The organism is Huijunlia imazamoxiresistens, assembly GCF_037132455.1.
In the GTDB taxonomy this organism is placed as follows: Bacteria; Bacteroidota; Bacteroidia; order Chitinophagales; family Chitinophagaceae; genus Flavisolibacter; species Flavisolibacter imazamoxiresistens.
This window is the reverse complement of the sequence record NZ_JBBBEI010000005.1, coordinates 96,130-120,312: the sequence shown is the minus strand read 5'-3', so window position 1 is coordinate 120,312 and position 24,183 is coordinate 96,130. Positions and strand designations below refer to the sequence as shown.

Below are 24,183 nucleotides of genomic sequence, written 5' to 3'. Positions count from 1 at the left end.
CGCCCTGAGAGGTAGATTCTTGCCGTGCGAACCTATTCCCAATACCTAAGTATGACCTAATGCAGCGGAGCACCTTTATTGATTTTGCAAGAGGATTTTCTATTCTAACCATCGTCATTTTCCATTTTCTTCAGTGGCACACCCTGCCCCTGCCGTTTTCCCACATGATCAAGTTCGGCGGTGCCGGCATCCACCTGTTCTTTTTCGCATCGGGTTTCGGCCTGGCCTGCAGCAGCTACACCACCTTCGGCAGTTTTCTGAAAAGGCGGTTTCAAAAGGTGCTGACCCCTTACTACATCGCCGTCACCTTTATCTTCCTGATCAACCTGGTTTTCCGGGTGTATGACGACGGGCTGCCGGAATATATCAGCCACCTGCTGCTGTATAAAATGTTTGTGCCCGAATACGAGGGTTCGCTGGGCTGGCAGTTGTGGTTTATCTCCACCATCATCCAGTTTTACCTGCTGTTCCCGTTGTTGCTGCGGCTCCTGAACTCCGGCCGCTATAAAGCCATCCTGGCGGTTTCCCTGGTCATTTCCCTGGGTTACGGCATGGCCCTATCCTATTCGCCCTATGCCCAGGAGCGGGTATTTACCGGCTTTTTCCTGCAGTTTTTATGGGAGTTCATGCTGGGGATGGTGGTGGCCCGGAAGCGGCTGCTGGATAAGCTGATCCATCAGCCGCTTTATTACTATATCCTGGCGGCTGCCGGCGGCACGCTGATGACGTACCTGCTGGCCGTCCGGGGGGGCACCATCGGCGTGAACCTGAATGATATTTTTTCCTTTGTCGCCTACAGCTCGATCGTGGTGCTGCTGTACCGGAAGGGGAAGGCGCTGCATAAGTTCATTTTCTGGATCACGGGTTTTTCCTTTTCGCTTTACCTGATGCACATGCTGGTGCTGGACGTTCTCCTGCTGAGCTTCCAGGATTTCTGCAATTCCATTTATTTTATCCCGCTGAGCCTGACCATCACCCTGCTGTTTTCCTATTATTACGACCTGCTGGTCAATAAGCTGATTCAAAGGGAATGGGCTCCGATGGCGGTCCAGCGCGTGTAGACCTCTTACTCTATCCATTCAAATTCGCCGGTGAGGCGGATGTTATCGGAAGCATTGCCGATCATTATTTTAAAAGTGCCCGCTTCGGCGCCCCATTGCATTTGCTGGTTGTAGAAGGAGAGCTTTTCGCGGTCGATGGTAAAGGTCAGCGTTTTGCTTTCACCGGGTTCGAGCCTTACCTTTTGAAAATCCTTCAATTCCTTTACCGGGCGGGTGACGCTGGCCACGGGGTCCTGCAGGTACAGCTGCACCACCTCTTCCCCGGCATAGCGGCCGGTATTTTTCAAGATGCAGGTTACCGTTAGGGTCTCCTCTCCTTTTACCTGCGGCTTGCTCAACTTCAGATCGGCCAGGGAAAAGGTCGTATAGCTTAAGCCGTAGCCGAAGGCGTATTGTGGTTTATTGCCGGCATCAATGTAAGCGGAGCGATATGGAACATCGCTGCCTTCCACCAGGGGACGGCCGGTGTTCTTATAGCTGTAATAAATTGGGATCTGGCCCTGCGCCCTGGGAAACGTGATCGGCAGCTTGCCCGAGGGGTTGTAGTTGCCGTACAGCACATTGGCCATGGCGTTGCCGGCTTCACTGCCCAGCCACCAGGTGTACAGGATCGCATCCGCATGGTCGGCGGTCCAGTTGAAAATCAGCGGGCGGCCGGCCATCACCAGCACCACCACCTTTTTGCCGGTAGCCTTTACCGCTTTCACCAGCTCCTCCTGCACCCCCGGCAGGGCAATGCTGGCGCGGCTTTTGGCTTCGCCGCTCATGTCGAACGCCTCGCCTACTGCCAGCACCACCACGTCGGCCTGGCGGGCAGCGGCCACCGCTTCCGCAAAACCTTTCCGGGAAGAATCGGTGATGCCGCAGCCCTTTGCATAGAGAAACTTCGTTTTGCTGCCGGCCCGGGCCTGCAGCCCTTCGTAGAGCGATACCAGGTGGTCGCCTTCCCAATAAACGGACCATGCGCCCTGCATGTCCCTGCTGGATTTGGCCAGCGGACCGATCACTGCTATGGTTTTGCTATTTTCAGATAAAGGCAATAGGGAGCCCTGGTTTTTCAATAATACGATACTCTTCTCCGCCACTTCCCGGGCGGCTTTGTGGTGGGCGGCTGCATTCAGCACCTTTTGTTCGCGGTCTTCGTTGCTGAAGCGGAAGGGATCGTCGAACAGGCCGAGCTCGAATTTTTTCCGCAGGATGCGCCGCACGGCATCATCAATAAGGCTTTGGGGCACTTTGCCCTGCTGCACCAGCCCCGGAAGGCTGGTGATATAGGCGCGGCCGACCATGTCCATATCGCTGCCGGCGGTGATGGCCAGGCGGGCGGCCTCGGTCTTGTCCCCCGCAAAGCCATGCAGCACCATCTCACTGACCGACTCCCAGTCGCTGACCACGAAGCCTGGATAGTGCCACCTGCCTTTTAAAATATCCCGCTGCAGGTAGCTGTTGCCGGTAGCAGGAATGCCATTGAGCTCGTTGAAGGAGTTCATGAAGGTGGCCACCCCTTCTTCGGCAGCGGCCTTAAAAGGCGGCAGGTACACTTCCCAGAGCTGCCGGTCGCTCATGTCCACCGCGCTGTAATCCCTGCCCGCCGTGGCGGCGCCATAGGCCGCGAAATGCTTGGCGCAGGCCATCACGGCGTCGAGCTCGCCCAGCTTTTTGCCCTGGAAGCCCCGCACCCTCGCCCGGGCGATCAGCGAGCCCAGGAAGGGGTCTTCGCCGGCGCCTTCCATCACCCGGCCCCAGCGCGGGTCGCGGGAAATATCCACCATGGGCGCAAAGGTCCAGTGGATGCCGGCGGCCGCCGCTTCGGTAGCGGCGATGCGGGCGGAGGATTCGATGGCTTTCAGGTCCCAGCTGGCGGCCTCCGCCAGGGGCACGGGGAAGGTGACCCGGTAGCCGTGAATGACGTCGAGGCCGAAGAGCAAGGGAATTTTCAGCCGCGACTGCAGGGCCAGTTCCTGCACCATCCTTGTTTCTTTAGCGCCTTTCACGTTCAGCATGGAGCCCACTTTTCCATCGCGGATCTCCTGGTACTTCTCGCTGTTGGGCTGCAGCGGTCCCGTGGCCAGGCGGTCGCTGGTATACTGGTTCAGCTGGCCCACTTTTTCTTCCAGCGTCATTTGCGCCAGCAGCGCTTCCACCTTTTCGGTTATAGAGGGCTGTTGCTGTGAATGGCCGGCCAGTGACAGCAAACAAAGCCCGATCAGCGGCAGGGTTTTCAAAGGGAAAAATGATCTTTTAAGTAGTATGCGTTTCATCAGATTATGGGTTTTACCTCCAGGCTTTAGGATGCTTTTTCGAAAAATGGTACAGCTCCGTACCTGCCAAGAGGAAGGCGCCGACACCGTACACTTCGGTGCTCTGGGCATCCACCTTGTCGGGACTGGCGCCGATGGGCTGCACATACCCCAGCTTGCCGTCTTCCATAACGGAGGCGGTCAGGGCCTTCCAGGCCTTTTGGGTTGCGGGCAGGTAGGTTTTTGCGTCCAGCAGGCCGTGGTTCAGTCCCCAGGCGAGGGCATAGCAATAAAAGCCGGTGCCGCTCATTTCCTTGATGGGAAAGCTTTCCGGGTCGAGCAGGGAGGCATGCCAGCTGCCGTCGGGCTGCTGCAGGGAAGCAATGCGGGCCATCATTTCCTGATACAGCTTTTCAAAGCGCGGACGGTCGGGGTAGCTTTTGGGCAGGTTCTCCAGCACCCGTACCAGGCCGCCCAGCACCCAGCCGTTGCCCCGCGACCAGAAGGTCTTGGCCCCGTTCTTCTCCTTTTTCAAAAAGTAGCTTTCATCTCGGAAATACAGCTGCTCGGTGGAATCGTATAAAAAGTCCGTGGTTTTCCACCACAGGCGGCAGGCAGCATCGATGTACTTACGGTCACCCGTAACCGTTCCCAGGTAGGCCAGGGAAGGAGGACCCATGAACAGGGCGTCGCACCAGGCCCATTCGCGCAGCTGGATGTTGTTCTTCCAGTTCAGGGGTTCGTCGTGGTTTTTGTTCACAATGCTGTCGGCCTGCAGGCGGAAGGGAGTGATCATTTTTTTGTCCTTGTATTTCGCATACAACAGCGCATAGGTCTGGCCGATGCAGTAGTCGTCGGCATAAAAGCGATGGCGGCCGGTGTTCCAGTTCAGCTCGTTGCCGATGTCCACCAGGGCGTCGCGGTATTTTTCACCGCCCTTCAGCGAGCCGGCGGCAAAGAGGCCGGTATAGCAGACGGCATTGGTCCAGTCGGCCTTCTGGTGGCGGAAGCCGGCCGTTTTCCAGGTAAGCAGCTGCCAGTCGGCCACCCGGCGCACCTGGAAGAGAATGTTATCGGGCGCGAACAGGGAATCACGCACCGGCCTGTCGCCGGAATAAGCGAAGGCGGCGACCTGCAACAGCAGGAAAGCCAGGCTGCCGAATAGTTTAAGAGAACAAAGCTTCATAACAAAAGTATTTGACGTGGGATAGTTTACGGTTTTGATTATGGGTTGACGGCTTCAATTTGCAGCACCACGCTGCGGCGGGCGGCGTTGACTTCGGGGTTAAGCCCCACGGTCAGCAGGAACTCGCCGGAATAAACGGCTTCGGTGCCGAAGGGTGATTTCGTGCCGGGATACAGGTTGAGCTCTTTCACCCGGTACTTCTTTTGGGGGTCCAGGCCGTCCAGGCGCACCGGTGCTTTGGTGCCGGCGCCGTAGCGGTTGCCCGCCAGGTAGGCGAACAGCACGGCGGAAGAGCGGCTGGAGTCGCAGAACAGCACCGAGGCTGCGTCGTGCTGCCAGGGATCCTGCAGGCGGTACTGGTCGCCCTGCCACACCAGGTGCTTGATGGCATGGTAGGTTTGTACAGCCTGCCGGCAGAATTCCCGGTCGGTTTCTCCCAGCTTGGCGATGTCGATGTCGAATCCCAGCTTGCCCGATAGGGCCACGTCCGTTTTGTATTTGAGGGGTTGTTTGCCCCAGTCGGTGACGTGGTTGGCGCTGGCGATGGCCGGGTAGAAATAGGAGTATTCCCACTGGATGAAGATGCGCTCCAGCGGATCGGTATTGTCGCTGGGCCAGAACTCGGTAAAATACTTCAGGGCCGCGTAGTCTACCCGTCCGCCGCCACCGGAGCAGAGCATCATCGGCAACCTGGGGTATTTGGCCCGGAGCTTTTCCAGCACGGCGTACAGGCCCCTTACGTACTCGAGGTACAGGTGCGACTGCCGGCCCAGGTGGGCGGAATAAGCGTTGTAGACCACGGCATTGCAGTCCCACTTGATGTAGGCCAGGCCGGGATTGCGGGTAAGCAGTCCGTCGATGGTGGTGTATACGAATTGTTGCACTTCGGGGTTACTGAGGTCCAGCACCAGCTGGTTGCGGTACAGGTGTTCGGGCCGGGCGGGCTGGCGGATAATCCAGGAGGGGTGCTTTTCGTAGAGTTCGCTGCGCGGGTTGACCATCTCGGGTTCCAGCCAGAGGCCGAACTGCACGCCGTTGGCGGAGGCTTCTTTCACCAGGTTGCCGATGCCGCCGGGGAGCTTTTGCCGGTTTTCCTGCCAGTCGCCCAGGCCGGCGTTGTCGCTGTTGCGGGGGTGCTTGTTGCCGAACCAGCCGTCGTCGAGCAGGAACAGGTCCACGCCCAGTTGTTTGGTGTCCTTCAGCAGGTGGGCCAGCTTTTGCTCGTTGAAGTCGAAGAAGGTGGCTTCCCAGTTGTTCAGCAGGGTCAGGCGGCTGCCCTTGCCGTCCAGGATGCGGTAGTTCCGTGCCCAGCGGTGCAGCTGCCGGCTGGCGCCGCCCTTGCCTTTATCGGAAAAAGTATAGAGGAATACCGGCGTGGAAAACGCTTCATTGGGGGCCAGGCTGTATTCGGCCGCATGGTTGTTGGCGCCCGCAATGATGCGCAGGTTATTCAGCGGGTCCAGCTCCAGGTCCACCCGGAAGTTGCCCGACCACTCCATCAGTCCCAGGAGCACGTTGCCTTCTGCCTCCAGGGCCGGGCGGTCGAGGGAGACCATGAAGACCGGCGGCTGGTAGAGGTGCGCCCGGGTGCCCAGCTTGCTGTCCAGCAACTTGATGCCGTGGGTCAGCCTGGTTTCCTCGGGCTGCATTTCCTTTGCCCAGTCGCCATGATATTGTTTCAAAAAGAAGTTGTCACCTTTCACATACAGGTTGGCGGAAGCATATTTGTGCAGTGTTACCGGCTTTTTTTCCCGGTGTTGGATGGTGGCCCATTGTTCCACCACGTCTTCGTTCGCATATACCTTGTAGTGAAGCATCACTTCAAAGGGATAAACGGGATCCTTCAGCAGCACTTCGGTTTCGGATACGTTTTCCCCCGTCCCTTTTGTCTGGTGGCGTACGTACTGCAGGTCCAGCGAGGTATTGCCGTCGGCATGGGTAACGGCCAGGGCCGGCTCTACCAGGTTATGCGTGCCCGAGGGGGTGTAGGCGGCATTCAGCACGCGGGAGTAATCATCGCCCTGGCGATACTGGCCGGCGATCATTTTGTATTCGTCCGCATTCGCCAGCTTTTTGCCCAGGTACACCACTTTGGGCACGCTGCCGGGAGCCACCTCCAATACCAGCGCATTGTTGCGGCTTTCAAGGGGCAGGTAGCCCTTCTGCGCCCGCAGGCTGCCGGTGAGCAGCAGGACGGCCAGGGCCGCACAGATTTTTCTAATCTTCATTGTTCTCATCCATTTATTCATTCACAGTTACATCCAACAGGGGTAGCCAGCCGTAAGCCGTCACCTTATTTTTTACGGACAGGTTGATGCCCTTTTCATTGTTCTTGGTGGTATCGACAATGGCCACGGCCCATTGGTAGGCGCCTGCGGGAATATTGCGGACCGGCAGGCTGAACTCGTAAGCCGTAGCGGCCGCTTTCAGCCATTTGGAAAGGTCGGTCTGGGTGTCCACGAAAACAGATTTTATGGCGCCGGACTGCTTGTCCAGCAGGGCAAACGCCACCTTGTATTTCTGGTTCCACTGGGGAAGGTTGGTGGGACACATGCCGATGCCCAGGTTCTTCCAGCGGTGGGCGATCCTGATGGTGCTGTTGTTGGCCACCGTCTTCGGCAGGGAGATCCGGTCGGGGTAGAGGCGGTAGCCGCCGGTGGCGATAAACTCCCGGATCAGGCCGTAAGAGGTTTCGAACCAGGAGGAGGCTTCCTTGATATCGCGAAAATCCATCACGTTGGCGCGGGCCTCCACGGCATCGTCGTACTCGCCTTTCCAGGCGTCGCCCCAGGTTTTGTAGCCGCGGGGATCGGCCTGGTAGCCGTTGCCGTTATGCAGCCATCCGCCTTCCACGATCACCGGGCGGGAGGGGAAAAATTCTTTGACGATGTTCTTTTCGAAACCGCCGTAATAGCTGGTCATGCCGAAGGCGTCGTGGCGCAGCATATAGCCTTTGCTGAGGGCGCTGGCCAGCAGGAGCTTGCTCTGCGGATCGGGATCACCCCACTCCTTCGTAGCGCCGATCAGTCGGTGGTAGTTGATGGCCAGCGGCACTTTTTTAAATTGCTCCAGGTACAGGTCCACGATCCAGTCGAATACCGCCGTTTTATTGGCATCGTTGAGGTATTTGAGGGTATGGGCCTCGCCCCATTTTCCCAGGCCGTAGCCGTCCACGAAATCCACCACGTCGGGGTCGTCGAACTGGGCGGCAAAGGCTTTGACGAAGTTGGTGTACTTCTGCTGGAAAACGGGATCGTCGGGATAAGGCGACCAGACGGTTTTGCTGCCGGTATTGGTGTAATAGCCCCGGGCGCCGGCTTCCCGAACGAAGGGCGGGGTAAAATCCCGGGGCTTGTCGCGGCTGTCCACCACGATGCGGAAGGCCAGCTTCATGCCCCGGTCTTTGGCGCCTTTAATCAGCATTTTGATGATATCATTGTTGTTCCAGGCATACGCCCCTTCTTTCGGTTCCCAGTCGGCCCAGCCGGTGCGGATGTAGAGGATGTTGGCATAGTCGCCCACCTTCACTTTCTGGTTGGGCAGTTCGGGCACGGTCAGGTTGTCGAAGTCGGTCCAGAAGGAGGGGGTCACCCCGGCGCTGCCGTAGATGGCCCAGCCCGTCATCGGGTTGCGGAGCAGCTTTTCAGTTTCGGGCTCGGGGGAAATGATGGAATTGCCCCGGATCGCCTGGTCTTCCGAGGGGTCGGAGGGGCCGGTGGCAGCCGCGGCATCGCTCCCGCCCTTTTTGCAGGCCAGGAGGCTATGGGTAAGTATCAGCAACGAGAGTACAATTTTTTTCATCGGCAATAATTTTCGTTTGTCCTTGATTGTTATGGAGCCTGGAATAAAGAAGCTTTCAATTCATTAACGGGTACTACGGGCTGCAACACTTTATGCGTCTGTTCCACCATAATGCTTTTGGGTAAGGTAAAGACGGCCCTTTTTTGAATATCCTTCGAAGAAAAACCCAGCTGCACTTCATAGCGGCCGGCATCGGTGATCCACTGCGAACGGCCGGAGTAGAAAGAGGCCAGGTCGCTGCCTTTAACGTGCAGGTTGATTACTTCCGATGCGCCGGGAGCCAGCAGCTTGCTTTTATAAAAAGCTTTCAGCTCCCTGGCCGGTTTGTCCAGGGAGTCCGTGGGGGCAGACACATACAGCTGCACCACCTGGCGGCCGTCTCTTTTGCCGGTATTTTTCAGTGTGCAGGTGACCTGGAACGAACCGTCGGCGGCAGGCTTGCTCAAACGGAAATCTGTAACCGAAAAACTGGTATAGGACAGGCCGTGGCCGAAGGGATAAGCTACCGGCACGCGGAAGGTTTCGTGGTAACGGTAACCCACGTAAATGCCTTCTTCATACACCACCTGCAGGGGCTTTTCCACCGGCGTGCCCGGGAAGTTTTTGGCGGAAGGCACATCGGCATAGCGGACCGGGAAGGTCGTGGCCAGCCTGCCCGAAGGATTTACCTTGCCGCTCAGCACGTCGGTGATGGAGCGGCCGGCTTCCTGCCCCGGCTGCCAGGCCAGGAGCAGCGCATCGACATGATCGGCCCAGCCCTTGAGGTCAATCACGCCGGCAATGTTCAACAGCACGATGACCTTCTTGCCCTTAGCATGAAAAGCGGCAGCGATTTTTTGGATTTGCCCGATCTCCGAAGGCAGGAGGTGGTAATTGGTGGCAAGGTCGCGGTCGTACACTTCGCCGGAATTACGGCCGATGGTGATCAGCGCCATCGCGCAGCCGTCGGCTGTTTGATCGATCAATGCGTGGGACACGGCCATTTCGGGTGCCGGCTTCGGCCATTTGGCCCCTGCGGCCACCTGGGCGGCAGAATCCCGGGTAAAATAGCGCAGGTACGCCTGGCGCAGGGCGCTGTCGGGCGTATAGCCCCCTTCCGACAACCCCCGCATGACCGAAACCACATAAGCTTTGTTCACATCGCCGCTGCCGGTGCCGCCGGCAATGGTTTTGAAAGCGGTATTGCCAAACACGGCGATCTTTTTCACCTGGGGTCCGAAGGGCAGGGCCTGTCCTTCGTTCTTCAGCAGCACCATGCCTTCGGCGGCCGCCCGGCGTACCAGGGCCGCATGGCCCTCCAGGTCGGGCCGGTCGGTATAGGCGTACCGGCGGAAGGTGGGCGACTTTAGAATAACGTTCAGGATGCGTTCCACGCTTTGGTCCAGGACGTTTACGTCCAGGGAATCGTGCGCCACGGCTTCCTGTATGCGCTGCGATTGGCCGGGCCGGCCGGGCATGATCAGGTCGTTGCCGGCCCGGATAATGGCCGGGCGGTCGCGGCCGCCGCCCCAATCGGTCATGACAAAACCTTTGTAGTGCCATTCCTCCCGCAGGATGGTGGTGAGCAGGTCGCGGCTTTCGGCGGTGAACACGCCATTCAGCTTGTTGTAGGACGACATGACGGTCCAGGGATCCGATTCGCCGATGGCGGTACGGAAGCCTTTGAGGTACAGTTCGCGCAGGGCCCGCTCGCTCACCACCACGTTCACGCCGTTGCGGTTGGCTTCCTGGTTGTTGCCGGCAAAGTGTTTGACGGAAGTGCCCACCCCGTTCGACTGGATGCCCCGCACGAGGGCGCCGGCCATCTTACCCGATACCAACGGATCTTCGGAATAGTATTCAAAATTGCGCCCGTTCAGCGGGTTGCGGTGGATGTTCATGCCCGGCGCCAGCAGGATGTCGATGCCGTATTCCCGCACCTCGTTGCCAAAGGCCCGGCCCACTTCTTCCACCAGGGCGGGGTCCCAGGTAGAGGCCAGCAGGGTGCCCACGGGAAAGGCCGTGGCATAGTAGGTGCGGCTCCTGTCGCCTTTGCGCGTGGGGTTGATGCGTACGCCCGCCGGCCCGTCACTCACCACCAGGGCCGGAATCCCCAGCCGTGGAATGGCGGCCATAATACCGGCGGCGCCGGGCACCCGCTGTTCGGTAAAGCCGATGGTAGTGCCGCCTTCCGGCGAAGAAGTTTTCTTCAGCTCCGTGGCGCCCACGACCAGCTGTGTTTTTTCCTCCAGGGTCATGGCGGCGACCACTTCTTTTACGGGATTTTTTCCCAGTTGCGGAGCGACCGATGTACCTCCCTGGGCAAGAGCGGGCAGGGCCGCCGCCAGGAGCGGTCCGGCCAGCAGGAAAGAGGGGAATAGCTTCATAAAGTTGGGGGTAAAGGCGGGTTATTTGTTTTTCTTCTGGTACACCCGCACGTAATCGACCACGTAGCGGTTGGGAAAAGTGGTGGGGGCCGGGTCGCCGCCCTGCTGGCCGCCGATGGCGAGGTTCAGCAGCATGTAGTGCGGTTGCTGGAAGGGGTTGATGCCGGTGCCGTCCTGGTTGGCCAGCTTGTCCATGGATACCTGGTTCAGCAGGATATCGTCCACGTAGAGGGCAATGCCCTGTTCGTCCCAGTCCATGCGCCAGGTATGGAACTTCGAGGCCCATTCCTTGCCGCCCAGGGAGTCCACGTTCCGCGTTTCCGAGTACCAGGCATCCTTTTGATTGGCGCCTAGGTAGGCGATGTTGGCCAGGAGCTTGTTGCGATAATATTCCATCATGTCGATCTCGCCGGTGGCGGGCCAGCGGCCTTTGTCGCCCAGGGTCCACCAGGCCGGCCACAGGCCGCTGCTGATGTCGATCTTGCCCCGCATCACGAACCGGCCGTACTGCCAGCTGTGCTTGCCGCGGGTTTTGATGCTGGAGGAGGTGTAGTGGATCTCTTTACGGCTGTTGCGCCATTCGGTTGCCCCTTCCCGGTAGATCGGGTTGGGTTTTGTTTCCCGGCGGCCTTCGATCACCAGCAGGCCGTTTTCGCACCAGGCATTGTCTTTCTGGTACCATTGCAGTTCTTCGTTGCGTTCAAAGCCCATTTCGTAGTTCCAGTTGCGGGGATCGGGAGCGCCGTTTTTGTTGAATTCGTCGGCCCATACCAGCTTGTAGCCATCGGCAATAAAGCGGTCGGAGACCGTCTGGGCGCTGTTGGTTCCGGCGCAGCCGGCCAGGGCGGCCGTCGCCATCAGTATCGGGAGTGTCTTGTTCATCATCATTGCTTCATTTATTTATAGCCGTTCAGGCTGAGGGGCATGAGAGTGGGAAAGGTCCAGGCATAGTCGTGGCGGGGGTACATGATGGGCCGGTAGGGCGCCACGAAGGAGCGGTAGGCGTCGCTGCCGTAGACGGGACCCATGGCCTCCAGCAGGTTGGCGGGCCAGAAGCCGGTAGCCGTATGTTCGTCGCCGGTAACGGGGTTTTTGAAAAAGCTCCATTCCCCGGGGTGCTGGTTGTGGTGCAGCAGGTAGTCGAGGGCCTTTTTGATGGAGGCGCCGTTTTTTTCCTGGAAAAAGAGATTCTCGCCGGTAAAATTATAGATGACCCAGCAGGAGGCGGTCAGGGGCGCCAGCGAGAAGTAGGTGTACCAGATGCCGTTGCCCTGGCGCTTCACTTCTTCCACCATATGCCCGTCGGGAGCGATCTTTTCAAACAGGTCCTTTTTGATCATGGATACATTCTGCTGAAAGTCTTCTTTGTCTCCAAGATAACAGTCGGCCAGCAGGGAAGCGAAGCGCGACCAGTCGCCGGAGTTGTTGTTGCGGTAGCGGATGCTGTTGGCGGCCTTGCGGAACACGTCCCGGGTCCAGGTGGCGAACTGTTGCTGTTCGGCGGGGGTAAACTTTTTATAGTCCTTCAACAGCTGGGCGGTGATCATCAACGTAGTGCCCGAATACGACAGCACCAGGGAGCCGTCGAGCAGGGAGTAGGTTTTGTTTTTGGTGGCCCAGGCGTTTAAAAAGTAGCGGGCTTTGTCGGCGTATTTCTTTTTGCCGGTCAGTTGCCAGGCCAGGGCGCAGCTGTAGGCCGAAAAACCGTCCACCTGCAGCGCCAGGGACTGCTTGCGATGGCCGTCCTTGTCGGAATAAAAGCCCGGCACGCGGAAGTCTTCCACGGCATGCTCGGTCACCAGCAGGGCGGAATCGGCCTGCACCAGCAGCTGGCGGAAGGCGGAGTAATAAGGTTCTTTCTTTTGCTTTACCTGCTGCCTGACAAAAGCGATCTGCTCCTTCGGGTGCATGCACCCCTCCCCTTCCTTTGCCTGCCCGTGAAGGGCAAAGGCAAAGCAAAAAGCCAGCAGGATAAAAAATCGGATAAATGAGAATTGCTTATTCATGTTGGTGGAATATGTTATTGATGGAATAGGTTCACAGGATGGTTAATACCCCGGGTTTTGCACCATTTTCGGCATTTTCTGGATCTCGCTTAAGGGCAATGGCAGCAGGTATAGGGCGTCGCGGAAATTCAGGGGGCGGCGGGCCGTGCCGGTGGTATGCACATAGGTGGTGGTACCGGTGCGGGTGATGATGTCGATGCTGTTGTAGCCTTTCAGCACCTCACCGGCGATCTTCCAGCGGCGGATGTCGTTCCAGCGGTGATCCTCGAAGGCCAGCTCGATGCGCCGCTCATTGCGGACCACTTCCCGCATTTCGGCCACCGTCATTCCCCCCCTCAGGCCGTACAGGCCGTCGGCGCCGGGCAGGATGCCCGCCCGCTCCCGCAGCAGCTTCAGCGGGTCGTAGGCCTTTTCGGGCCGCCCCGCCTCGGTGATGGCTTCGGCATAATTCAACAAGATCTCGGCATATCGTATCAGCGGCCAGGCCCGCTCGGTGGAACCCGAACTGTTGTTCGACAGGTTCTCATCCAGCATTTTCCTGGAGAAATAGCCGGTGAACCTGTTGGTAGCTGTATAGGCGTCGGAAGTGGTATTGGCGATGGTGGAACCCGTGCTGGTGTAGGTGAGCACCGCCGACTTCGTACCCGTATTGCTCATATACGACATGCCGTTGTAGATGATCGAATACTCCAGCCGAGGATCGCGGTTTATATAGGGATCGTTGGGCTGGTACTGGCTGCTTTCCCTGATGGACTTGCCGTCGCGCATGGGAAAGCTTTCCACCAGGCTTTGCGTCGGCCTCATCACGCTGCTGCCCGAACGGGTGGGCGGCAGGTAAAACGTTTCCAACTCTTTCTGCGCCGGGCGGTTGTACGGAAAAATGTACTCGCTGTTGACCCGCTTGAGGAACAGCTGGTAAAAGCCGTTGCCGGGGCGGGTGGCGTTGTCGACGTTCAGGGAATATGTGCCCGATTGGATCACCGCTTCGGCGGCATCGGCGGCCAGCTGCCAGCGGCCCTTGTCTTCGGAAGGATAGCTGACCAGGGCCGCCAGGGCGCCATCAGTGGTGAGGGCGCCGCCGTTGAACAGCGGGCTGGCGGCATACAGCAACACCCGCGACTTCAGGGCCAGGCAGGCGCCGCTGGTCACCCTGCCGTAATCGGCATCACGGTACACTGTACCCGAAAGTTCGGAAGCGGCAGCATCCAGCTCGGCGGTGATATAGGCGATACAGTCGCTAAAAGAGTTGCGTGGAAGATTAATGAGGTCGTCGATGCCGAACACCTGGTCGCCAACCAGGGGTACGCCGCCAAAGGCGGCCACCAGGTAGTGGTAGTAAAAAGCCCTCAGGAACCTCGCCTCGGCGGCCAGCCGCTTCCGTGTTTCCGGGGCAAAGGGCGCCTGCGGCAGCTTTTCGAGCAGCAGGTTCACCCGGCGGATGTTTTTATAGGGCGTGTTCCAGAAGTCCTTGTCGGTGGCAAAGGTGCTGCCCACGTTGGAGGGGCCCACCACGCCCTGCACATAGGCATCGGCCCACACGGCCAGGTTGTTGGCGCCTTCGGCATTGTCGGTGGCCAGCTCGGTATTGCCCGAACCGCCCGCCCCCGAAAACCGCGAGGGGCCGAAGGTGTAGCCGGCATCGGCGTACACCTTGTTCAAAAAGTTCATGGTTTGCAGGCTGTCCGAAAACACCGCTTCTTCGGTAAGGCCGTTGGTCTTGTCGTCGAGGAAGGAGGCTTTTTTGCAGGAAGCCAGGGCGGCGACGGACAGGAAGATCAGTATCGTTTTTTTCATAAAAAGAATCGTTAGAAGGTGAGGTTGATGCCCAGGTTCAGGATGCGGGTGGGCGGGTACGGCAGGTCCGCGGAGGACTCGAGCACCTCGGGGTCGAGGTTATAGAGCTTATCCAGCTTCGTCCAGGTCAGCAGGTTGTAGCCGTTGGCGTATACCCTTAGGGATTTTACCCGGAGCAGGCGGCTCACATTCGGGCCGGCCGTGTAGCTGATCTCGGCCGTCTTCAGGCGGAGGTAGTCGGCGGGAATGGCCCAGAAGTCGGAATAAAAGTCTCGCGGGCTCTGGCTCAGGGCCGTGGTGTACAGCTGGGGGTATTTCGCGTTGTTGCCCAGCTCCGGCGTCCAGTGCTGCAGGTGAATGGGCAGGGCGTTGGAGGCGTTGTGGTGGATCACGGCTCCCTGGGCGCTGGCCACGAAGTTGGCGGCTCCCTGGAACAGCACCGACACGCTCACCCTTTTGTAGCCGCCGCCCAGGGTCAGGCCGAAGGTGGTGTTGGGCAGGTTGGTGTAGCCGAAGTACGAGCGGTCGGAGGCGTCGATGGCGCCGTCGCCGTTCCGGTCCTGGTACTTCAGGTCACCGGGGCGGCCGCCGATCACCGGCTTGGGCACCTTGGGATCGGCAATGTCGGCCTCGGTGTAAAATTCCCCGGTCCATTTGTACTTCAGCGCCGAGCCGATGGACTGGCCGGTCAGGGCCTGCCACGGATAGAGCGGCACGGCTTCGTCCATGAACACGATCTTGTTTTTGGCAAAGGAATAAGTGCCTTTGACCTGGTAGTTCCAGTCGCGGCCCACCTTGTTGGAAAAACCCACTTCCGCTTCAAAGCCCTTGTTGTTGGTCTTGCCCAGGTTCACGCTGGGCAGCGCCTGGCCGAAGACGGCCGACACGGTGCCGCGGGTGGTGAGGATGTCGAAGCGGTTGTTGTCGAAATAGTCCAGTGTGATGTTCAGCTTTTTGTTGAAGGCCGCGAAGTCGAGGCCCACGTCCAGCTTCTTTTCCTTTTCCCAGGTCACGGCATCGTTGGGCAGGGTGCCTTCCACCGCCGTGGCGTAGCCGTTGTTCGGCGCCAGCCCAAACAGGCCGGTGCCCGAGCCGGTGCTGTAGGTCTGCAGGTAGGCATACACGCCGTTGGTATTGTCCACGCCCACCAGGCCATAGGAGCCCCGCAGCTTCAGCACGTCGATGGCGGCTACATGGTCCTGGAAAAAGGCTTCTTCGGCCAGGTTCCAGCCCAGGGAGGCGGCGGGAAAAAAGCCGAAGCGCTGGTCCCTGGAAAAGCGATCGCTGCCGTTATAGGCGCCGCTCACTTCCACCAGGTATTTCTGCCGAAAATCGTAGTTGAGCCGGCCGGTATAACCGCGGAAGTTCTCGGGGATAAAGTTGTAGTCGGTATTGCTGGTATTGGCGGCGGTCTTGCTGTTCTGGTTGTACAGGGCCAGGGCGGCAATGTGGTGGTCGCCGAAGCTGCGGTTGTAGTTCAGAATAGCCTGGATCGTCAGCGCCCGCTGGGTACTTCCGGGGCTGTAGGTCAGCGAGGGAATGCTCAGGCGGTAGACGTTGTCGCGCTGGCCGAAGGAATAGCTGTCGGTGGTGGGGTTGTAGATCTGGGAGATAAAGCCGGTGCCGCTGGTGGGGCGCTGCAGGTTGCGGCCGTAGCCATACAGGTTGCGGTAGGCCAGCGTGCCTTTGAGCGACAGCCCTTTGGTGATGAAGTCGAGCTTTTGGATGGCGGAGGAGGCCAGGTTAATGTTGTTGGAGAACGAGCGGGAATAACCGTTGTACATCAGTCGCCCGATGAGGTTGTTGTTGTTGCGGCCCGAGGCGTTGCGCTGCCAGGTGCTGTAGCCCAGGCTGCCGTCGGGGTTGTAGACGGGGTAGTTGAACGGGGCGGTCTCGGCGCTCCGGCCCAGGTCGCTGAACAGGCTGTTGTTGGCGGTGGCGTTGTTGGCATTCATCTCGTCCACGTTGCCGAACAGGTCGAAGCGCACGTCCAGGTTCTTGTTGACTTTAAAATCGATGTTGGAGCGGTAGTTATAGCGCTTGTAGTAGTACTTGCTATTGAGGTCGGCGCTGTAGTCCTTTACCTGGCCGCCCTGATTAACGTAGCCGAGGGCCACGAAATACTTGGCGCGGTCGGTGCCGCCGGTGATGTCGAAGTTGCCGCGGAACTGGGGCGCAAACTTTTTCAGCAGCAGGTCGGTCCAGTTATTATTGGGATGGCCGTAAGGATCGGTGCCGTTCTTATAGGCTTCGAGGTCGGCCTCCGAAAAGGTCCGCACGAAGCTCGGGTTGGGATTCACCTTGTTGGTATTGAGCTCCGCCTCGGTGATGAGGGAGGCGGCCCCGTAGGCGTCGAGATATTGGGGCCGGCGGGTCAGTTGGTTGAGGCCGTACTCGGAGCGGAAGCTGATCTGCGGCCGGCCGGCTTTGCCGCGGACCGTGGTCACCAGCACCACGCCGTTGGCGCCCTTGATGCCGTAGATGGCGGTGGTGGAGGCGTCCTTGAGGATGCTGATGGACTCCACCTCGTTGGCGTCGAGGGAAGCAAACTGGTCGTAGGTGAACTCGATATCGTCCACCAGGATCAGGGGGGTGTTGTTGCCGGTGTAGGAGCTGACGCCGCGGATGTTGAAGACGGCGGCATCGCGGCCCGGCTGGCCGGAGCGCTGCTGGCTGGTAAAGCCGGTGATGCGGCCGGCCAGGGCGTTTTGAAGGCTGGGCGAAGGGCTTTGGCGGATCTCTTTGCCGCTGACCGAGCTCACGGCGCCGGACAGGGTAATTTTCTTTTTCTGCCCGTAGCCCACCACCACCACGTCGTCCATGGTTTTGGGGCTTTCCTGCAGCACGATGGTGAGGGCGCCGCCCTCCTGCAGGGAGACTTCACGGGAGGCATAACCGACGGAGGAAAGCAACAGGGTATTGCCGGAAACTTTCAGGTGAAACCTGCCGTCGGGACCGGATTTGGTGCTGTGGGCCGGGGCGCCTTTTTCCGAAACCGTCACTTCGGCCAGCGGGCCGTTTTGATCGCGTACCTGCCCGGTGATTTCCCGCACCTGCGCCCGTACGTTCAGGCAAAGCAGCAACAGCGGCAGTATGATGAATGGATTTCTTTTCATTGCTTAAGAATTTTGAAACAGGGGCACTAGAAGTAGCCTTCGTTTTGAATAAGTTTTTTGTTTTTAGTGATCTCGCTGTACGGGAGGGGCATGTGGTAGTACTTCGGCTGGAACACCAGCGTATCCACAGGCTTCGCCTGGTAGATTAAGTTGCCGGCATTGGAGGTGATCGAGAGCCCGTTCACCGGGCCGGACAGGGCGGTGGCGCCCAGCTTCCAGCGGCGGAGGTCCCAGAAGCGGTGTTCCTCGAAAGCCAGCTCGATGCGGCGCTCGTTGCGGATCAGGTCGCGCAGCTCCGCCTGGGTGATGCCCGTCCTGATGCCGTAGCGGGAGCCGGTGCCGGCGGTGATGCCCGCCCTTGCCCGCAGGGGCGTGATCTGCTTGACGGCATCTTCGGTGCGGCCGCGCTCGTTCAGGGCCTCGGCATAAGTCAGGAGCACCTCGGAAAAACGGAAGTAGGGGAAGTTGTGGCTGGTGTTGGAATAGGTGGCGGAGGCGGAGAAGTCGCCCAGGAACTTGCGCAGGTAGTAGGCCGTGCGGGTCTGGGTCTTGAAGGGGATGTTCGGTTTATCGAGGCCGCCCTCGAAGGTCTGCACGCCGCGGCTCAGCCACTGGGCGCCGTTGTAAAAGACGGTGGCCTTCAGGCGCGGGTCGCGGTTCTCGTACTGCGCCGCCGTGTTGGTGGCGCCGGTAAAGGCCGTGCCATTGAGGTTGGGAAAGGCGTTCAGGAACTCCTGCGTGGGGCTGGTGCGGCCGTTGCTGGCCGCGGGGGCCACAAAGCCTACCGGGGCGTTGCTCGCCTCCAGGGAGGTGGAGTTGGCCGACTGCTTCGACAGGATGATGTCGGTATTGATCTTGGTGGTGAAGACCGACGCATAAGCCGTCGTGCCCGTGCCCGAAGGCAGCTTGTAATAGCCCATGGCCATCAGCTGCTCGGCGGCGGTGATCACTTCCTGCCAGCGCAGGGGATCGGCAGAAAGATAGCCGGTAAGGGCTTTGCGCTGCGGGTCGGTTTCGGTGCCGCCGCCGTTGAACAGCGGGCTGGCGGCGTAGAGCAGCGTGCGCAGCTTCAGGGCCATGGGGGCTTCGGCGGGGATGCGGCCGAACTCGCCCGAGGCGACGTTCACGCCTTTGGGCAGGTCTGACTTTACCGCGTCGCATTCCGTCACGATATAGTCCACGCATTCTTCGAACGTATTTCTAGCTATGTCCAGGTTGTCTTCGAGCTGGAAGACGGTATCGCCCACCAGGGGCACGCCGCCATAGCGCTTCACCAGCTCGAAGTAGGCGAAGGCCCGGAGGAAGCGCGCTTCGGCCACCTGCCTTTTTTTAATGTCGTCGGGCACCGGCACCCGGCCGATATTGTTCAAAAACACGTTGCTGCGGCGGATGATGGTATAGCTGTTGGCCCAGTTGTTATCGGGATAGTTGGTGGCCGTCAGCTGGCCGTTGGTCAGCAGCTTGACCGAGGAAGCAAGGGAGGAAGGAACGGCATCGTCGGTGGCGGCGTCCAGGAAGTCGCCGTCGATGCGGTTGAAGCCCCCGGGCAGGAAGGAATAGATACCCAGCAAGTAGGCGGTGGAGAGGGTACCGGCTTTATCCGTGGAGTCGAAAACATCCGTTTCGAACGTGCGTTCTTCCGGGTATTTTTCAAACTTCTTTTCGCAGGAGGCCGCCGAAGCCAGGAGCGCAAGCAGGAGGAAGGGAGAGATCCTTTTCATATGGTTTGTATCTAAAGTTGAATTTGCACCCCTGCGGTGTACACTTGTTGCAGCGGGTAGTTACCGGAATAATTTTCGGGGTCGGCGCCGTTCAGCTCTTTGGAGGCGAAGGTCAGGGGATTGAAGGCGTTGACATAAAAGCGGGCAAGGCTGATGCCCAGCTTACGGCTGTAAACCGCCGGAACGGCGTAGCCCAGTTCCGCCGAGCGCACCCGCAGGTAGTCGCCCTTGCGCAGCCAGTAGGAGGAGGTGACCCAGTTGTTGCTGGAGCCGTCGTTGGGTCCCAGGCCGGTGGTGAGGCGGGGGTAGGTAGCGGTGGCCGCCGTGGCGGGGGTCCAGCGATCGAGCTGGTGCCCGAAGGCCTGGCCCTTGCCGCTGTTCTGGAATTCCCAAAAACTGTCGCCGGAAAGATAGAGCTCGCGGTGGGCGCAGCCCTGCAGCAGCACCGACAGGTCGAAGCCATAGGCCTGCAGCCCCAGGGAGGCGCCCAAGAGCAGGAAGGGTTTTCCTTTGCCAATGGCCGTCTGGTCGTACTGGTTGATGATGCCGTCGTTATTGAGGTCGCGGTAGCGGATGTCGCCGGGCTGCGGCTGGTAGCCTTCGATGGTGGGGGCGGAGGCGATCTCCTGCTGGTCCTGGAAGAGGCCCTCGGCCACGTAGCCGAACCGCCGGTCCACCGGCTGGCCGGTACGCTTCATCCAGTCATACTGCTGTTGCCCTTCAGCCGAGAACAAGAGCTCCGATTGTTGCAAAGCGGAATTGAGGGCAATGGAGTAGCCTATTTTCTTTTTCTGTTGCTTCCATCCCAACTGGGCTTCCCAGCCGCTGTAGCGTTCGCGGCCGATGTTCTCGCTGGGAAAGCTGATGCCCAGCAAACCCGAGTTGGTACCGCGGATAATGCTCAGGTCGGAGTAGCGGTCAAAGTAATATTCCAGTCCGAAGGACAATTGATTGCGGAACAGGGAGCCCTCCAGGCCGGCATTCAGTTTTTTGGCTTTTTCCCAGGTAATATTCGGGTTGGCCAGGAAGGACTCCCCTACCGTAGTGGCTGCCGCCGCACTCGAACCAAAAATAGCAGTCGGCGAAGCGTTGTACACCTGCTGGTAGGTATAGTAATAAGCGTTGTCTCTTCCCGTTTTGCCGTACGAGCCATACAGCTTCAGGCGGTCCAGCCAGCTGATCCCTTGGATCAAGGCTTCTTCTTTCAGGTTCCAGCCCAGGCCTACGGCCGGGAACCATCCGTATTTAAAGCCGCCTTCATGGGGGTAGCGGTTGGCGCCGTTATAGGCGACGGAAATTTCCGCCAGGTATTTTTTGTTGAAATGATAAGCGGCATGTCCCGAAATGCCCTGGATCGTGTAGGGCAGGTTGGAGCCGTTGACCAGGTTGTCGCGGTTGGCCAGCACCGTGGCCTCCACTTCGTGGGGCCCGAAGCCGCGGGCATAGCCGGCCGACAGCTCCTGGAAGTCGGAGCGGTTCTGGAAGCTGATGGCGTTGGCGTTGGACTGGCTGCTGTTGGTGCCGTACTGGCGATAGGTGGGCTCGCCGGTGGAAGAAACGCCGGTCTGTTCGAATACGGCCACCGACTTGCTGCGGCGGATGTTTTCATTCAAATTGCTGAAGAAGGAGGCGCGGGCCTTTACCCACAGCCCTTGGGTCAGCTGGTCCAGGTTGCCTTTCAGGTAAAAGTCGGATAAAACGGTGCGGGTGTTGCTCAGCGAATAACCCGAGCCGATGTTGCGGGCAACGATATTGGCGGGAAAGGGCGCCGTCCCGGCATAGGAGCCATTGCTGTTGTAGATGGGAGAAGCGTTGCGGGGCGTCGTCAGCAGGGAGGAAAAAAGTCCCTCGGTGCCGTCGTCGCCGGGGCTGGTGGTATTGAGGATCCGTCCCTGGATGTAGATGCCGGCCGAGAGGTGGTTGGTGAGTTTCAGGTCGGCATTGGAGCGGGCGAAATAGCCTTTAAGGCTGGCGTTGGTGTTGTACTTGTTGCTGTCGCTGGTTTTGAGCAGGCCTTCCTGGTTGATATGCTCCACCGACACGAAATACTTGACAAAGTTGTTGCCGCCCTGCGTATTTACGTTGTAGCGGGCAAAGAAGGCGGAGCGGTTCAGCACTTCATTCTTCCAGTCCACGTCGGGGTATTTGGCCCCGTCGGAACCGGTGCGGAAGCCTTCCAGCGCCTCGGGGCTGAACCCATAAGCAGCCACCGGCAGGCCGTCGTTGGCCAGCGCTTCATTGTATAGCTGGGCATAGCGGTAGGCGTCCAGGGGAGCGGACACACTATTTTGAAGGGGCTTGGCCACACCCGTCTGGACGTTGAAATTAATGCTTTGTTTTAGGGCCTGTCCTTTTTTGGTGGTCACCAGCAGGGCGCCGCCGGAGCCGCGTACGCCCAGCATGGCCGTAGCCACCGCATCCTTCAATACGGTCACGGATTCGATCTCCTCCATGCCTATTTCCGTAAGGGCGCGGGGAATGCCGTCCACCAGCACCAGGGGGCTTTGGTTGCGCAAGGTGATGCCAAAGCCTTCGTTCAGGGGCTGGCCGGAGCTTTGGGAAATACTGAGCCCGGGCAGGCGGCCGGCCAGCGCTATCGGGTAGGGCCCTACCGGCGTATGGGCGAATTCAGTTCCCTTGACAGAGGCAGTGGAGGCGGTGGACAGGGAGCGGGCTTTTTGGAAGTAGATCAGGGAGACAAGGCCTGTGGTGTCGGCGGCAAGGGTATCGGCGGATACCGGGAGGGAAGGGGCCCTGCGCTGGGCAAGGGCCGGATGACTGTTTGCCATCACGGTTACCGAGGAAACCAGGACCAGTAGGCGGCGGGTAAATTTTCCCATTGGAAGTCAATCGTTTAGTGTAATAAATAATAACCTGGAAGCAAATGTAGACCAGGACTACGGCCCTACTTTTAAAAAAATCCAGTTTTTTCCGTGGGAACGGTCCCATTTTTTGAAACCGTTCCCAAAATTTGCATTCCCTAAAAACCTTGGGCAGAAAGGCGGCAGTGCCGAAAAAAAGGAGCATTTTTGGGGAGGGCCGGCTACCGGCCCTCGATTGCCACCGGCGCACAAAGCCGGCTATCCTCCTAAATCAATACGTCCCACCTATTCAACATGAAAAAGATTTCTTCCAACCTGACCTTCCAGGTCCTTGTGGCCATCGCGACCGGCGTACTGGTCGGCCACTACTTCCCCGGCTTTGCGCCCACGGCCAAAGTGCTGAGCAGCACCTTTATTAATATGATCAGCATGCTGATCGCCCCGATCGTTTTCCTCACCATCGTGTTGGGCATCGCCCGCATGAACGACATGAAAAAGGTGGGACGCGTCGGCGGCAAGGCATTGTTGTATTTTGAGATCGTGACCACCCTGGCACTGGCCATCGGCCTGCTGGTGGCCCACGTGCTGCAGCCGGGCAAAGGCGTACAGGCAACCGTGCCGGCAGGAAAGGCGGTGGCCGCCCCGGCCGCCGAAGGCATGAACTGGCTGGAATTCATTTCCCACATCATCCCGCGCAACGTGTTCGACGCCTTTGCCAAGGGCGAAATGCTGCAGATCCTGTTCTTTGCCATCCTGTTTGGCTACGGCCTGAGCCGGATGGGCGCCACCGGCACTCCGTTAATACGCACGTTTGAGCGGCTTTCAGGAGTGTTGTTTTATATGATGAAGATGGTGATGAAGCTGGCGCCCGTCGGGGCATTTGGCGGCATGGCCTTTACCATCGGCACCTACGGGCTGCATACGCTGCTGCCCATGGGCAAGATCATGATCGCGGTTTATGCCACCTGCATCCTGTTCATTTTCGGCCTGCTCAACCTCATTTTGTATTATTACAAGATCAGCCTGTGGCAATACTTAAAATTCATTAAAGAAGAGATCCTGGTGGTGTTCGGCACGTCTTCTTCCGAGTCGGTGCTGCCCAGCATGATGCAGAAGCTGGAGCGGATCGGCTGCTCCAAGTCCATCGTGGGACTGGTGATCCCTACGGGGTATTCGTTCAACCTCGACGGCACCTCCATTTACCTGGCCATGGCCCTGGTATTTTTGACGCAGGTATTCCATGTGCCCATGAGCGCCGGGCAGATGCTGACGGCCATGGGCATCCTGATGGTGACGTCGAAGGGGGCGGCAGGCGTTACCGGCAGCGGCTTCATCGTCCTCAGCTCCACGCTGGCGGCCATGAAGATCATGCCGGCGGAAAACGTAGCGATCCTGCTGGGGGTGGACCGCTTCATGTCGGAGGCCCGCGCCCTCACCAACATGATTGGCAACGGTGTGGCCACCATGGTCATCGCCCGCAGCGAGAACGAGTTCAACGACGAGGCCTATCGCCGGGCTATCGGGACCTCACCCGCCCCACCGGAGGCTGGGCACCCGCTCCAAATGGAGAAGGGTGGCGTAGCTTCGCAGGAGGAACGTCCATTAACAGAAACGACAATAGAAAACCCCCTCCCTTAATCTCGTGGAATACCTGAATTGGAGAAAGAAACTCGTTCCAATTAAGGCTATGGGCGCCATAGGCGCCTCCTGTTTATAGCAAAATCCAAACTGGGAAAATCGGGCGCCGTTAGTGCCGTGCACCATTTCATAAAGGTAAGATCACGCCGGAAGGGTTTGTATCATAGGAAAGGCATTCAACCTGTTGTTGTATCTTAGGATGAAGTGTCCTTCCCCGGAATGCAATTCCAGGGTACGTGGGTCGCCTCAGTTATGTCCTGCTTTTATTTCCTTTTGCCTTCCTTTACGGGCAATGGCAAAAGCCTTTCCCATGTCCGCAAAAGCCTTGCAAAGTACGGAGGGATAACGTACCCCGGGAATTGCATTCCGGGGAAGGACACTTCATCCTAAAGAGCTTCAGGTTGAATGCCTTTCCTATAATACAATTACCGG

General features: G+C 58.8%; 13 protein-coding genes. 2 read left to right on the top strand and 11 right to left on the bottom strand.

Annotation, left to right across the window (positions count from 1 at the left end):
• Positions 1 to 59 precede the first annotated feature (59 nt).
• On the top strand, positions 60 to 1,061 hold the full coding sequence (locus tag V9K67_RS07955; protein ID WP_336721312.1) for an acyltransferase family protein: 1,002 nt from the start codon (positions 60 to 62) through the stop codon (positions 1,059 to 1,061).
• 5 nt (positions 1,062 to 1,066) lie between these two features.
• Here the strand turns inward: V9K67_RS07955 and bglX are convergent, their stop codons facing one another.
• Genes bglX through V9K67_RS07900 form a run of 11 tightly spaced genes read right to left on the bottom strand, consistent with a single transcriptional unit; the run spans position 1,067 to position 22,131 of the window.
• Complete coding sequence (bglX, locus tag V9K67_RS07950) at positions 1,067 to 3,322, bottom strand: beta-glucosidase BglX (RefSeq protein WP_336721311.1); 2,256 nt, start codon at positions 3,320 to 3,322, stop codon at positions 1,067 to 1,069.
• A gap of 13 nt (positions 3,323 to 3,335) precedes the next feature.
• Positions 3,336 to 4,487: a glycoside hydrolase family 88/105 protein gene (locus tag V9K67_RS07945; protein ID WP_336721310.1), complete on the bottom strand. Its 1,152-nt coding sequence runs from the start codon at positions 4,485 to 4,487 to the stop codon at positions 3,336 to 3,338.
• A gap of 38 nt (positions 4,488 to 4,525) precedes the next feature.
• Positions 4,526 to 6,715, bottom strand: coding sequence for an alpha-galactosidase (locus tag V9K67_RS07940; RefSeq protein ID WP_336721309.1), 2,190 nt, complete (start codon positions 6,713 to 6,715; stop codon positions 4,526 to 4,528).
• A gap of 13 nt (positions 6,716 to 6,728) precedes the next feature.
• Complete coding sequence (locus V9K67_RS07935; RefSeq protein ID WP_336721307.1) at positions 6,729 to 8,288, bottom strand: DUF4832 domain-containing protein; 1,560 nt, start codon at positions 8,286 to 8,288, stop codon at positions 6,729 to 6,731.
• Between the two features lie 29 nt (positions 8,289 to 8,317).
• Positions 8,318 to 10,654, bottom strand: a complete 2,337-nt coding sequence (locus tag V9K67_RS07930) for a glycoside hydrolase family 3 C-terminal domain-containing protein (protein WP_336721305.1) — start codon at positions 10,652 to 10,654, stop codon at positions 8,318 to 8,320.
• A 21-nt stretch (positions 10,655 to 10,675) separates the two neighbouring features.
• Positions 10,676 to 11,536: a glycoside hydrolase family 16 protein gene (locus V9K67_RS07925; RefSeq protein ID WP_336721304.1), complete on the bottom strand. Its 861-nt coding sequence runs from the start codon at positions 11,534 to 11,536 to the stop codon at positions 10,676 to 10,678.
• A gap of 14 nt (positions 11,537 to 11,550) precedes the next feature.
• Positions 11,551 to 12,660, bottom strand: a complete 1,110-nt coding sequence (locus tag V9K67_RS07920; RefSeq protein ID WP_336721302.1) for an alginate lyase family protein — start codon at positions 12,658 to 12,660, stop codon at positions 11,551 to 11,553.
• Positions 12,661 to 12,702: 42 nt separating this feature from the next.
• Entirely contained in the window at positions 12,703 to 14,454 is a 1,752-nt protein-coding gene (locus V9K67_RS07915; protein WP_336721300.1) for a RagB/SusD family nutrient uptake outer membrane protein, read from the bottom strand.
• 11 nt (positions 14,455 to 14,465) lie between these two features.
• On the bottom strand, positions 14,466 to 17,570 hold the full coding sequence (locus V9K67_RS07910; RefSeq protein WP_336721297.1) for a SusC/RagA family TonB-linked outer membrane protein: 3,105 nt from the start codon (positions 17,568 to 17,570) through the stop codon (positions 14,466 to 14,468).
• Between the two features lie 26 nt (positions 17,571 to 17,596).
• Positions 17,597 to 19,291, bottom strand: a complete 1,695-nt coding sequence (locus tag V9K67_RS07905) for a RagB/SusD family nutrient uptake outer membrane protein (RefSeq protein ID WP_336721295.1) — start codon at positions 19,289 to 19,291, stop codon at positions 17,597 to 17,599.
• A gap of 11 nt (positions 19,292 to 19,302) precedes the next feature.
• Complete coding sequence (locus V9K67_RS07900; RefSeq protein WP_336721293.1) at positions 19,303 to 22,131, bottom strand: SusC/RagA family TonB-linked outer membrane protein; 2,829 nt, start codon at positions 22,129 to 22,131, stop codon at positions 19,303 to 19,305.
• Positions 22,132 to 22,407: 276 nt separating this feature from the next.
• Here V9K67_RS07900 and dctA point away from each other — a divergent pair, with 276 nt between their 5' ends.
• Positions 22,408 to 23,751: a C4-dicarboxylate transporter DctA gene (dctA, locus tag V9K67_RS07895; RefSeq protein WP_336721292.1), complete on the top strand. Its 1,344-nt coding sequence runs from the start codon at positions 22,408 to 22,410 to the stop codon at positions 23,749 to 23,751.
• Positions 23,752 to 24,183 lie beyond the last annotated feature (432 nt).

Excerpts from the sequence above, each read along its gene's own strand:
- V9K67_RS07905 (WP_336721295.1), bottom strand. The coding sequence starts at position 19,291 with ATGAAAAGGATCTCTCCCTTCCTCCTGCTTGCGCTCCTGGCTTCGGCG.
- bglX (WP_336721311.1), bottom strand. The coding sequence starts at position 3,322 with ATGAAACGCATACTACTTAAAAGATCATTTTTCCCTTTGAAAACCCTG.
- V9K67_RS07955 (WP_336721312.1), top strand. The coding sequence starts at position 60 with ATGCAGCGGAGCACCTTTATTGATTTTGCAAGAGGATTTTCTATTCTA.
- V9K67_RS07900 (WP_336721293.1), bottom strand. The coding sequence starts at position 22,131 with ATGGGAAAATTTACCCGCCGCCTACTGGTCCTGGTTTCCTCGGTAACC.
- V9K67_RS07915 (WP_336721300.1), bottom strand. The coding sequence starts at position 14,454 with ATGAAAAAAACGATACTGATCTTCCTGTCCGTCGCCGCCCTGGCTTCC.
- V9K67_RS07930 (WP_336721305.1), bottom strand. The coding sequence starts at position 10,654 with ATGAAGCTATTCCCCTCTTTCCTGCTGGCCGGACCGCTCCTGGCGGCG.
- V9K67_RS07925 (WP_336721304.1), bottom strand. The coding sequence starts at position 11,536 with ATGAACAAGACACTCCCGATACTGATGGCGACGGCCGCCCTGGCCGGC.
- V9K67_RS07945 (WP_336721310.1), bottom strand. The coding sequence starts at position 4,487 with ATGAAGCTTTGTTCTCTTAAACTATTCGGCAGCCTGGCTTTCCTGCTG.
- V9K67_RS07910 (WP_336721297.1), bottom strand. The coding sequence starts at position 17,570 with ATGAAAAGAAATCCATTCATCATACTGCCGCTGTTGCTGCTTTGCCTG.
- V9K67_RS07935 (WP_336721307.1), bottom strand. The coding sequence starts at position 8,288 with ATGAAAAAAATTGTACTCTCGTTGCTGATACTTACCCATAGCCTCCTG.
- V9K67_RS07920 (WP_336721302.1), bottom strand. The coding sequence starts at position 12,660 with ATGAATAAGCAATTCTCATTTATCCGATTTTTTATCCTGCTGGCTTTT.
- V9K67_RS07940 (WP_336721309.1), bottom strand. The coding sequence starts at position 6,715 with ATGAAGATTAGAAAAATCTGTGCGGCCCTGGCCGTCCTGCTGCTCACC.
- dctA (WP_336721292.1), top strand. The coding sequence starts at position 22,408 with ATGAAAAAGATTTCTTCCAACCTGACCTTCCAGGTCCTTGTGGCCATC.